Origin of the sequence: Methylosinus sp. Sm6 (assembly GCF_019802345.1) — a bacterium.
Lineage (GTDB): Bacteria > Pseudomonadota > Alphaproteobacteria > Rhizobiales > Beijerinckiaceae > Methylosinus.
The window spans coordinates 24,214-36,513 of sequence record NZ_JAINDZ010000024.1; the positions used below are offsets into that span (position 1 = coordinate 24,214).

The window sequence follows — 12,300 nt, forward strand, 5'->3', positions numbered from 1 at the left end:
GGAGCGCTTTGGCCTCAGGCCGAGACATGACAAGCAACAGCACGCGAATCCTCGCCGATCGGAACGAGAGCCGGCGTCTCCTCACGACAGCGCGCAGTCACGGCCGGGCAGCGTGGATGAAAGGCGCAGCCGGACGGCGGCGATACAAAAGACGGGATTTCCCCATCGATCGGCGCGAGCCCGCAGCGAAGACGCGGATCGAGCTTCGGGATCGCCGCGAGCAGAGCCTTCGTATAGGGGTGCGCCGGATGGCGGAAGAGCGTGTCGGCGGGGCCGATCTCGACGAGCCGACCCAGATACATGACGCCGATGCGGTCGGAAACATGGCGCACGACGTCGAGCCCATGTCCGATGAAGAGCATGGTGAGGCCGAGGCGCTCCTTCAGCTCCTGCAGCAGATTGACGATCTGCGCCCGAACCGAGACATCGAGCGCCGAGACGGCCTCGTCCGCGACGATGAAGCGCGGACGTAGCGCGATCGCTCGCGCAATGGCGATGCGCTGGCATTGCCCGCCGGACAATCGATGCGGATACGCGCGCTCCAGCGCCGGATCGAGCCCGACTTCGGCGAGCAGCTCGGCGACCTTGTCCCGCCGTTCCGCGGCGGTCCCCCACTCATGCGTCGCGAGCGGCTCGGAGACGATCTCGCCGACGGTCCAGCGCGGATCGACCGAGCCGTGCGGATTCTGGAAAATCATCTGCATATCGCGCCGCATCTGTCGCAGCCGCCGCCCGCCGAGCCGCGCGAGATCGACGCCGTCGAAGGCGACGTGGCCGGCGTCCGGCCTCTCCAATCTCAGCAGCAAACGGCCGAGCGTCGACTTGCCGCTGCCCGACTCGCCGACGAGGCCGAAGGTCTCGCCGCTCGTGATCGCGAACGACACGTCGTCGACGGCGCGCAGGCTCGCCCGCCGCGCGCCCGGCCGCGCGGAACCGATCGGATAATGGCGGCTGAGCGCGACGGTTTCGATCAGCGGCTCAACAGAGGCCGGCCTCACCGTATGAGGTGGCGCGGGCTCCGCGACCGACGTCGCGAGACTGAGGCTCTCTTCATGCGGATGCCAGCAGGCGACGCGAGCGGCGTTTGTCTCGATGAGCGGCGGCGCCTCGACCAAGCAGCGCCAACTCGACCGCGAGCAGCGCGGATGAAACCGACAGCCCGTCGGCAGAGCCGCGAGGCCGGGAATGGACCCCGGAATGGCGGGCAGCGGCGCGCGGGGGGACGCGGCCTCGCCGACTATGGACCGCAACAGTCCCCGTGTGTAGGGATGCGCGGGCCGCGCGAACAGATCGGCCGCGGGCGCATCCTCGACGATGCGTCCAGCGTACATCACGACGATCCTGTCGGCGATCTCGGCGGCGACGCCCAGATCGTGGGTGATGAGCAGCACCGACATGCCGGTCTCGCTCTGCAGCTCCTGCAGCAGCCTCAGGATCTGCGCCTGAATGGTCACGTCGAGCGCCGTCGTCGGCTCGTCGGCGATCAGCAGATCGGGGCCACAGGCGAGCGCCATCGCGATCGATGCGCGTTGACGCATCCCACCCGACAATTCATGCGGAAGCTGATCCATGCGCAGCTCTGGATCCGCGATGCGGGTCCGGCGCAGCAGAGCGATCGCGTCCCGCCGCGCATCCGCGGCGCCGACGCGTCGATGGCGCCGGATCGCCTCGGTGATCTGGCTGCCTATGGTGAAGAGCGGATCGAAGGCCGTCATCGGGTCCTGGAGCACGACGCCGATCCGTCGGCCGCGCAGCGCGCTCATCTCTTCTTGCGTCCGACGCGCGAGATCGTGGCCGCCGAATCGAATTTCGCCGGATGTGATCGCGCCGCCCGCATAATCGATGAGGCGCAACACCGAGAGCGCCGTCACGGTCTTGCCGCTGCCGGACTCGCCGACGAGACAGACCGTTTCTCCGGCGCCGATCGTCAGATCGATCGCGTCGAGCGCCTCGACACGGGCTCCGCGCCCCTGCAGAGCGACCGAAAGCCCGGCGATCTCGAGGCGCGTCATCGCGGCGCCCGCGTTTCGAGACGCGGGTCGAGCCGATCCCGCAGCGCGTCGCCGAGGAGATTGACGGACATGACCAGCGCCGTGACGGCGAAGCCGGGGAAGGCGGCGAACCACCAGGCGATCGTGATATAGCCGCGGCCCTGATGCGTGAGAAAACCCCAATCCGGCCGGTCGTCGACGACATCGAGCCCGATGAAGCCGAGGGCCGCTCCCGTCAGAATGGAATCCGCGACGCCGAACGTCGCCATGACGAGCAGCGCTGAAAACGCGTGCGGCAACACATGACGCAGCAGGATCGCGCCATCGCCGACGCCGATCGCGCGCGCCGCCTCGACGAATGGACGACGCGCGACGGCGAGCGACTGAGCGCGCATCAGTCGCGCATAGCGCGGCGCGCCCACTCCGCCGACGGCGAGGATGATGCTCCAAAAGCCGGGCCCCAGCGCGGTGGCGATGAGGATGGCGAGCAGGATCGGCGGCGTCGACAGCCACAGATCGACGAAACGCATCGCCACGAGATCGAGCGCGCCGCCGAAATAGCCGCAGACGAGGCCGATCGCCCCGCCGACGGCCGCTCCGAGCAGCGCGGCGAGCGCGCCCATCAGCACGGAGCGGCGCGCGCCGTGAATCACGAGGCTGAGCACGTCGCGACCGAAGTGATCCGTCCCCATCCAATGGGCGAGACTCGGCGGGCGCAGGATCGCATCGGTATCGAAATCGGTCGGGTCATAGGGCGAAAGCCAATCCGGCGCGAGCGCGCAGAGCGCGATCACCGCGATGACGAGCGCCGGCAGCGCCACCGCGACGGACCATGGCGGATTCCGCCGTTCGCGCGTCGATGACGACGTCTCGTCCTTCACGATCGCGATCGATCCTCGCGCCTCGCGCGTCCCCACTGTCCGGTTCAAGATTCGATCCTCGGATCGATGATTCGATGGACGACATCCGTCAGAAGATTGCCGATGCAGAAGACGACGGCGGCGAGCAGCGTCGCTCCGAGCGCCATCGGAATGTCCTTGCCCCCGACCGCTTCCGCGAGCAGCCGGCCGAGACCCTGGCGCGCAAAAACCGTCTCGACGACGACCGCGCCGGAGAGCATCTCGCCCGTGAGAACGCCGAACACGGTGACGGCCGGCGCCAAAGCATTGCGCAGAACATGGCGGTAGAGAACCGCGCGCTCGCCGAGGCCCTTGCCGCGCAACGCGACGACGAAAGGCTCGTGCAGAGTCTCGAGAACATTGGCGCGAACGAGACGCGCGAGAGGGCAAGCGGCGATGAGGCCGAGACAGAACGCCGGCATCACGAGCTGCGCCGCCGCGCCATTGCCGACCGCGGGCAGCCAGCGCAAGGTGACGGAAAACAAGAGGATCAGCAAGACGCCGAGCCAGAAGGGCGGCATGGATGCGAAGAGAAGCAGCGACGATCGAATCGCGTAATCGCCCCATCGGCCGGCATTGACGGCGCTGACGACGCCGAGACCAATTCCGCTCGCGAGCGCCAGAGAGCCGGCGGCGAGCGTGAGCTCGAAGGTGGCGGGCGCCTGCTCCGCCAGCCGATCGAAGACCGGCTCGCCCGTCGTGAAGGAAACGCCGAGATCGGCATGCGCAAGTCGGACGACATAACCCAAATATTGCTCGACGAGTGGCTTGTCCGCGCCGAGGCGATCGCGGATCGTGGCGACGGTCGCAGGATCGGCGTCTGGCCCGGCGACGAGCTCGGCCGGATCGCCGGGCAGCCAAAACAGAATGAGAAAGATGAGCGTGACCGCGCCATAGACGACGACGGCCACGCTCAGCAGACGCTGGAGGAGATAGACGATCACGTTTTGCGTCTCAGCCGCTCAGCCAGGCTTCGTGGAAATGCAGAAAGCCATGCGCGTCGATGACGATTCCCTGCGCCGAGGACGACAGGGCGAGATTATACAGCAGCACATAGATCGGTATCGCATAGACCTCGTCGACGATCCGCCGCTGCGCTCGCAGATAGAGGGCTTTGCGCGCCTCCGGCTCGTCCTCGCGCGCGGCCTTTCGCAGCAAATCGGCGAGCTGGTCATCCTCGACCTGCACCACCGACAGACGATTGCGCGCCTCGGGCGCGAAGACACGGCGCAGAACGTCGGGATCGTCCGCAAATTGCGCGCCGCCTGAAATATCGTAATCGCCCGCGAGTTGACGCTGGACGAGAAGCGGCCCGCTCTGGCTCTCGATCGTCAATGAGACCCCGATCTTGGCGAGCTGCCGACGGACGAGCTGCACGACGTCGAGACGCTGTTCGCGGTTGCCCTGAGCGTCGACGAATCCGAGCGCGAGCTTCTTGCCCGCCTTCTCGCGGACGCCGTCGGCGCCGCGACGCCAGCCCTTGCTCTCGAAAATATCCGCCGCCTGCTTGGGATCCGGCTTCCAGGATCCGGCGAGGTCCTGCTCCGCGGACGCGAACATCGACGGCGAGAGCGGCGACCAAGCGCGGGCGAGCGAGCCGAGATAGACGGTGCGAACGATGGCGTCGACATCGATCGCGAGACGAAGCGCGCGGCGAAGATCGGGATCATCCCAGGGCGCGCGCGTCGGATTGACGAACAGCGCATAATTGGTGTTGAGCAGCTCCTGCTGCACGAGACGAAGATCCGGCGAGGAGCGGATCGTCGCCAGATGCTGCGAGGGGACGAGGTCCGCCACTTGGACTTGCCCGCTCTGCAGCGCGGCGACGCGTGTCGAATGTTCCGGCACATTTTTGAACGTCAGCCGATCGAGCCGCGCAGGGCCCGAAAGAGTCGACGTCGACGGCGGCCAGCGATAGTCCGGATTGCGCTCGAGCCGAATCTCCACGCCCGCCGCGAGGCCGGTGAAGCGAAACGGACCAGTGCCGACCGGATTCTGGCCAATTCCCTCGCCATATTTCGTGATCGCGGCGGGCGAGACGATCCCGAGCTTCGTCGAGCTCAAATTGCGCAGCAGCGGCGCGAAAGGCTCGGCGAGCGTGACGCCGAGCCGATGCGGAGCGAGCGCCTCGGTCGCGACGACAGGGCCGAGCTCGCCGCGCGCATAGGTCGCGACATTCGGGTCGATGACGCGATCCAAATTGAATTTCAGAGCCGCCGCATCGAAGCGGGAGCCGTCGTGGAACAGAACATCATCGCGCAGATCGAATACGTAATGCCGGCGATCCGGCGAAATCTCCCAGGAGCGCGCCAGCCATGGGCCGACGGTCTGATCGGCGCGTAGCACGACGAGGCTGTCGTAGATCGAGCGAAAGACGCGGTTGTGAGGCGCGAACAGCGAATTATGCGGATCCAGCACGAATTTGACAATCGAAGCGCCGTCGAACGCCACCGTCAGCTCGCCGCCCGAGCGCGGCGACTGCGCCGCCAACGAGCCGCCGAATGGCGCGGCGACGAAGGCGCTCGCCAGCAGCTCGTTGAACCGACGCCTCGTCGTCATCGTGACGCGTCCTCACTCGGTGATCGCAGCCGCATCAATCTACCATTTTCAGGCGCCCGGGCAATGCGAGGACCGGATGTCGATCCGCGAGTTTTCTCAATCGATCGAGTTGCGCAAATCAACTTTTCACCGCGATGCGCGCTTCGTAAGCTTCAAATTGGAAGCATGGCCGATGCGGCCGAGATGCGGAGCTTTCTCATGACCGTCGAATTCATCGGCATCCTGCATTACCGCCCCGGCTCCGAGAGCATCGCGGGTAGCGGCCCGGCCGTGCAGCCGGAATTCGCGCGCGAGCTTGCAAAAGCTCACGAGACAGCCGGATTCGATCGTGTGCTGATCGGTTACAGCTCCGCCTCCGGCGACGGCTTCATCGCCGCGCAGCACGCGGCCGCGTACACAGAGACGCTCGGCTTTCTCGTCGCGCATCGTCCCGGCGTCGTCGCCCCGACGGTCGCCGCGCGAAAATTCGCGACTCTCGACCAGTTCACCGGCGGTCGCGCGTCCGTCAACATCATCAGTGGCGGCGACGATCATGAGCAGCGCCGCGACGGCGACTATCTCACCCATGACGAGCGCTACGAACGCACCGGCGAATATATCGAGGTTTTGAAGAGGATTTGGACGAGCGACGCTGCGATCGACCACGCCGGCCGGCATTATCGCTTCGAAGACAATGTCTCGTCGGTGAAGCCGGTTCAAAAGCCTCACATTCCGATTTACTTCTCGGGATCGTCGGATGCGGCGATCGAAATCGGCGCGCGCTTCGCCGACGTCTATATGCTCTGGGCCGAATCGCTCGCCGGAACGCGCGATCAGATCACGCGCATCCGCGCCGCGGCCGCCAGGCACGGGCGCGCCGACGCGATCCGTTTCAGCCTCTCGGTTCGTCCGATCCTCGCTTCGACGGAAGAGAAGGCGTGGGAGCGCGCACGTTCTATCCTCGAGGCGGCGAAGGCGTTGCGCGAAGCGACCACGTCGACCGTGGCGGCCTTTCTACGCCGGCGTAACGATGCTCCGGCCAATACGGGCTCGCTCCGCTTGTTGAAAGTTGCCGCCGAGGGCGCCGTCGTCGACAAGAGGCTCTGGACCGAGATCGCGTCGCTGACCGGCGCGAGCGGCAATTCGACCGCGCTCGTGGGTACAGCCGAGCAGGTCGCGGAGTCTCTGCTCGACTATCGAGCGATCGGCGTCGATGCATTTCTCATCCGCGGCTTCGATCCTCTTCCCGACGCCATCGAATATGGCGAGAAGCTCATTCCGCTCGTCCGGCGCGAAGCCGCGCTTCGAGACGCCTCGCGGTCCGGCGCCGCTGCGGAGTGAGCCGCGACGAAACTCCGCAGCTCGCGCCGCGACGATCGTCGGCCTCCTATCTCACGACGTGAAAGTTGGCGACGCCGTCATTGGCGAGCTGCGCGACGAGCTGAAGCTCCCAGTCGATATAGGCTCGCATCGCCTCGCTTGCATTGTCCGTTCCCTCATAGGGTCTCTTATAGACGTCGTCGGGCGCGCTGATCCAGCGCTCGTCCTCCGTCGTGAGCGCGCCGAAGGCGGCGTTCCCGCCCGCTAGCGCACGAACGTCGCCCGGCCAGCTCGCTCTCGCGCGCGAAAAATTGTCGAGAGCGATTTCGCCGTCGGTCGAGGTCAGCACGATTGTTCGATCGCTCGGGAGCGTCGCGAGGTCGCGCTCGAGATGAGCCGCCGCAGCCCAAAGGGCGCCCGGAATATGCGCGGCCCGATAATCCACCGAGCGACCGATGTCGACGAGGATGAAATCCTCGCGCCGCGCGGCGACCTCCGCCGCGAAAATGACGTTCTCGGCGAGCGCCGGCAAAGGCGGGCGTCGACGCGTCGGCGAGCCGCTCTCAGTTGCGACGCCTGCGTCCGGCGACAGCACATAAGTCTCCCAGCCGAGCTGAACGAGCCAGGCCGCCGTCGTCAGCGCGCGCGCTTCGGCGTCGTCGTAGAGCACGATGCGCGCCCCGCGCACGGCGACCCATTCGTCGGTCGCCTGAACGAGCTGGCCGCCCGGAGCGGAGCGAAATCCGGCGACATGGCCGGCCGCGAACTCCTCGGGCGTGCGAACGTCGAGCAGATAGAGGGTGCGCTCGGCGCGCTGCTCGAGAAGGGCTTTGAAGCGGGCCGCATCGATCGTCTCCACCCCGACCTGCTTCGCCCGCGCGCGCGCCGCGGCGATCGCCTGCGCTCGGCCGCTGGCGCTCGTCGGCGGAGAGCGGCGCGTCTGGCCGACATCGAGCGTGAGGCCCTCGAGCGTCCAGCCGATGGTTCCGTTCCTCAGCGCGGCGACACGATTGGGAATGCCCGTGTCGACGAGCGTCTGAGCGCCGATGATGGAACGCGTCCGGCCCGCGCAATTGACCAGTATGAACGTGTCCGGCGAAGGCGCGATATCGAAGATGCGCAGCGCCAATTCGCCGCCGGGCGTGCTGACGCCCTTGGGGATGCTCATCGCGCGATACTCCTCGAAGCGGCGGGCGTCGACCACGACGAGATTCGGCTCCTCCGCAATGAGCTTCGCCGCCGCCTGCGCCGGAAGCGAGGGCGTGTGGCGTATGGCTTCGACCAATTCGCCGAAGGCTTTCGATGGAACATTGACGTCGCGGAACAATTCGCCGACCTCGCCATAGGCGGACAGCCCTCCGCGGAGGAGGCGGACATCGGCGTAGCCGAGCTCCTCGAGACGGCGCGCCGCTCGTTCGGCGAAGCCTTCGCCATCGTCGTAGACGACGAGCGTCGCGGAGAGTCGAGGCGCGAGCTCCATGACTCGGGAGTCGATCTCGGAGATGGGGAGGGATATGGCGAAGAAAGGGTGCGCCCGCGAATAGGGCGCTTCCTCGCGCGCGTCGAAGAGCGCGACCTCGCCGCCCTCCCGCCAGATTTGCCGCAATGCGTGGGCGGAAATCGATCCTGCCATTCGACTCAGCTCCCGAGCTCGCACGAGCGATCCCACAGATTTGGCGTTGCGCCGTTCGAATAGCCGGATACGAACGCTTTCTCGACGCCCGTCGCCGGATCGAAGGTAGCCCGCCGCACGGCGCCGATATTCCCGCCATAGACGTGTATGCTGATCGAGACGCCATTCGGCCGGGCGTTGGCGATTTCGTGAATGTCGCCGATGCGCGGCGAAACTGCGACGACGGAGCCCTGCTCCAGCAGCCTCGGAGCATCAGCCGTCAGCTTTCCGTCCGGCGCGCGACGATAGTCGATAGAGCGTTCCGCGCCGCGCAGCAGACCGACGAGTCCCCAGACGCGATGATCATGCACCGGCGTCTTCTGCCCGGGGCCCCAGACGAAGCTCACAATCGACAGCCGCTCGAGAGGATCGGCGTGCAGAAGATATTGCCGGTAGAATTGGGGATCCGCGGCGGCATATTCGTCCGGCAGCCAGTCGTCATGGGTGACGAGCTCGTCCAATCGGGGGAGAATGTCGGCGAGCGTCGCGGCTTCATCCCAGCCGCGATCGATGATTTGCGTCGTCTCGACGACGAAGTCGCGCAACCTTCGGATCGATGTCATTCTCGCGCTCCCAAAGCTTCGATTTCCATCTTCATTGCGGAATGGGTTTGGCCCGACAAGCGAGTTCTTCGAAAGGCGCCCATGAGCGGCGTCGCAGATTCCGAAACGGATGTCTCGGGCCGGCGTCGAGCCGCGCTCACGCGAAATGCCCGGCGCAGCAACAGGCGGCGCGGCTCTCGGCGACGAATTGCGCGCTGTGCCACCAATAGTCGGATTCCTGGGCGGCCGTGTCGACCGCGACGCAGCTCATTCGCTTGCGCGCGTTGGTCCCGGAGAAAGGCGCGCGCAATGCGGCCGGCGTATGTATGACGCCATTCGCGACAATGGCGTCGATCGCCGCCGCATCTTCTATGCGTCTCAACGGGTCGCCGTCGACGACCAGAAAATCAGCGAGCGCGCCTTGCTCGATCACGCCGATCGGTTCTTCGAGGAACTCGCCCGAAAAGCGCGTCGCCGTGGACAGCGCCTCCCATGGCGCGACGCCGAATCGCACCATCGCGCGGAGATTGAGATGCAGGCTCAGCCCAGAAAAGTCGAGCGGCGCATCGGTGCCCGTGACGATGCGGCCGCCGGCGTCGAGCGTGTCGCGAATTTGCCGCACGCTGCGCTCGAGGAAGGAAAGCAGAACGGCGCGCGCCGTCGGGTCCTCGCCGAGGCGCTTCACCAGCGCGTTCAGCCGCGCCTGCTCCCATGCGGGATAGAATGCGCGCACGCGCTCGTCGTCGACGATCGACGGAGATTCGCCGAGCAAGGCCCAGGCATGGAACAGGGTCGGCGTGCGCGCCGCCCGCGCCGCGCCGAACAGGCGAGTTACATCCGCATAGCCCGCGCCGAGCGCGCTGATCGTGCGCGAGTAGCCGAATCGGCTCGTCGCGCCCAAATGCTCGACGCCATCGACGCCGAGCGCGAGCGCCGGATAATGATAATGCGAGGTGACGTGCCGTCCCCAACCTTGCGCGATGCGCGCGATCTCGGCCTGCGCAGCGTGCGGCAGGCGCACATAGGTCTTGATCATGTCATAGGAGAGCGCCCGCGCCCGCGCCAGCTCGCGAGCGAGCTGGCCCTCCTCCGTCACCGGGCGCATGAAATTATAGAAGATGCGCGAGCCGTCGAGCGGCTCGCCAGTCCCGAAGAGACGCGGGCCGAGTCGTGCTCCCGCTTCGATCGCTTCTCGGTCCTCGACCATATGATACGACGGCCCGCCGGGCGAGCGCGTCGCCGTCACGCCATAGGCGAGCAGCAAGCGCCCGAAGCGATCGCCGAAGCGCTGCGACTGACGATGCAGATGCATGTCGACAAGGCCGGGAATGGCGGCGCAACTCGAAGCGTCGAGGAAGCGTAGATCACCCTCTTCGGGCGGCGCTGCGGTAGATGGCGAGAGGCTCGCGACACGATTGCCTTCGACGAGAACATCGACGCGCTCGCGATAGTCACGGCCCTTCCCGTCCCAGAGCCGCCCGACGCGAACGAGCGTGCGCGCGGCCGGCGCCGCCCTCGCCCAGGTCAATGGCAGATCGACCGCGCGCGGCGGACCGCCATCGATGTCAACGAGGCGCAATTTTCCGTTCGAGAGATAGAGGAGCGTGCGCGAATCGCCGCTCCAGCTCGGCGCGTCGGCGACCTCGTCGGAGAGCCGGCGCGGCTCCCCGACAAAGCGGCCCTGCTCATCGACTGGCGCGATCCAGAGCGTGCTGGCGAACACGTAAGCGAGATGACGCCCGTCGGGCGCCCATGCCGGACCATCGTCGCCGCGCGTGGCGATGGAGCGATGAGGCGCGATCGGCGCATAGATCGCCTTGCCGGTCGCGCGCTCGATCGTGAGAATTTCGTTCAGCCCCTCGCGATAGCGCGCCGAATAGGGCTTGAAGGCGGCAAGCGCGATATAGCGTCCATAGGGACCGAAGCTCGGACGACCAGGCTCCCACAGCGGGCCATGAGCCATGCGCGTCTCGCCGGTCGCGACCTCGACCGTATGCACGGCGCCGTTCTGATCGAGAAAGACGAGCGAGGCGCCGTCCGGCGACCAGCTGGCCGCGAAGGAGGCGTCGGAGCGGCGCGTCAATTGCCGGTCTTCTCCCGTGGCGAGATCGCGCAGCCAGATGTCGAGCACGCCCGCCCGATCGGACGAATAGGCGAGCCATTTGCCGTCCGGGGACCAAGAGGGATCACATTTGTGAAAGCCGTCGCGGATCACAGGCGTCGCGTCGCCGCCGATCTCCAGCACATAGATGTCGTTCAACGCGCGAAAGGCGATGCGCTTGCCGTCCGGCGAAAGGACCGGGCTGCCGATGCCGACGACCGGGCGGGGAGCGGTCGAATCGAAATCGCGACGCCGCTTGTCATAGCTCGGCGACGTGGCCGTGACCGACACCGCGAAGGGAATCACCCTCGCGGATCCGCCCGCCATCGGCGCCCGCCTGATCTTCCCGTTCGAGGCGTAGAGGAGGTCGCCGCCAGGCAGAATGTTCGCCCGGAATGGAAACACATCCTCTCCGGTCACGACGACGGCGCTGTCATTCATCAGCCGCGTCTCTCCATCCGCCAGCATGACGTGAAGCAAGCCGCCGTCGGGCCCGAAGCTCGGCGCGAAGAGGCCGGACGGGCGCAGCAGATCCGTGGAGCGAGGAATGGCGAGGCGCGTCTCGGCGACGCCGTCGAAATCGGCGACGATCAGCTTCGCGCCGCCCGCGACATAGGCGATGCGCCTGCCGTCCGGTGACCAGGCCGGCTCCGAATCCTGCGTGTCGCCGCGCGAAAAGAGGCGGATCTCGCCGCTCGCGAGATCGAGGATATGAATAGCGTAACGGCCCTCGCTGCGGTCCGACGAAAAGGCGATGCGTCGCCCGTCGGGAGAAAAGCGTGGCTCGCGATGATCATAGGGGCCGCTGGTCAGCTGCTTCGAGCCGGATCCGTCGGCGCGGATCGTCCAGATATGAAAATTGCCCGTGCGATAGGATTGGAAGCAGAGCGTCTCGCCGTCGGGAGACCAGTCGGGCTGCGCGATATCGGCGAAATCGTCGGTCAGTCGGCGCGCGACGCCGCCCTCGGCGTCGACGATCCAGAGAACACCCAGCAGATCGAAGGCGATGCGCTGTCCGTCCGGCGCGGCGGCGACCGCGATATTGGTGCCCTCGGCGAGAGTGATCTCCTGCGACGGCGGATCGGCTCGCTCGAAAGCTGGGGGCGCGCCGAGCGTGGGCGCGCCCGCGCTGGCGAGAGCCGCGCCGCCTCCCAGCAGCAATGTCCGGCGATCGACGCCTCGGCGCAACTGGTCGATCATTGCGTTCTCCGTGAAATTCTCGCGATGCGACTGCGGA

Annotated in this window: 8 protein-coding genes; 1 reads left to right on the plus strand and 7 read right to left on the minus strand. The window is 66.7% G+C overall.

Annotated elements, in window-relative coordinates; all coding sequences use genetic code 11:
• Positions 1-14: 14 nt before the first annotated feature.
• Genes K3F48_RS15785 through K3F48_RS15800 form a run of 4 tightly spaced genes read right to left on the minus strand, consistent with a single transcriptional unit; the run spans position 15 to position 5,449 of the window.
• Entirely contained in the window at positions 15-2,012 is a 1,998-nt protein-coding gene (locus K3F48_RS15785) for an ABC transporter ATP-binding protein (RefSeq protein ID WP_222576393.1), read from the minus strand.
• On the minus strand, positions 2,009-2,920 hold the full coding sequence (locus tag K3F48_RS15790; protein ID WP_222576394.1) for an ABC transporter permease: 912 nt from the start codon (positions 2,918-2,920) through the stop codon (positions 2,009-2,011). The genes K3F48_RS15785 and K3F48_RS15790 overlap by 4 nt, the downstream gene beginning before the upstream one ends.
• Positions 2,917-3,834, minus strand: a complete 918-nt coding sequence (locus K3F48_RS15795) for an ABC transporter permease (protein ID WP_222576395.1) — start codon at positions 3,832-3,834, stop codon at positions 2,917-2,919. Before K3F48_RS15795 ends, K3F48_RS15790 begins: the two co-directional genes overlap by 4 nt.
• Before the next feature lie 10 nt (positions 3,835-3,844).
• On the minus strand, positions 3,845-5,449 hold the full coding sequence (locus K3F48_RS15800) for an ABC transporter substrate-binding protein (protein WP_222576396.1): 1,605 nt from the start codon (positions 5,447-5,449) through the stop codon (positions 3,845-3,847).
• Between the two features lie 198 nt (positions 5,450-5,647).
• On the opposite strand from K3F48_RS15800, the gene K3F48_RS15805 reads away from it, so the two are divergent.
• Positions 5,648-6,769 carry an LLM class flavin-dependent oxidoreductase gene (locus tag K3F48_RS15805; protein ID WP_222576397.1) on the plus strand — a complete coding sequence of 374 codons (1,122 nt, stop codon included), beginning with the start codon at positions 5,648-5,650 and terminating at the stop codon, positions 6,767-6,769.
• A 46-nt stretch (positions 6,770-6,815) separates the two neighbouring features.
• Here K3F48_RS15805 and K3F48_RS15810 read toward each other — a convergent pair whose 3' ends face one another.
• The 3 genes from K3F48_RS15810 to K3F48_RS15820 form a co-directional block, all read right to left on the minus strand.
• Complete coding sequence (locus K3F48_RS15810) at positions 6,816-8,381, minus strand: rhodanese-like domain-containing protein (protein WP_222576398.1); 1,566 nt, start codon at positions 8,379-8,381, stop codon at positions 6,816-6,818.
• Positions 8,382-8,386: 5 nt separating this feature from the next.
• Positions 8,387-8,983 (minus strand): cysteine dioxygenase, encoded by a 597-nt coding sequence (locus K3F48_RS15815; RefSeq protein WP_222576399.1) that lies wholly within the window; start codon positions 8,981-8,983, stop codon positions 8,387-8,389.
• 136 nt (positions 8,984-9,119) lie between these two features.
• Positions 9,120-12,263: an amidohydrolase family protein gene (locus K3F48_RS15820; RefSeq protein WP_222576400.1), complete on the minus strand. Its 3,144-nt coding sequence runs from the start codon at positions 12,261-12,263 to the stop codon at positions 9,120-9,122.
• Between the last annotated feature and the right edge of the window lie 37 nt (positions 12,264-12,300).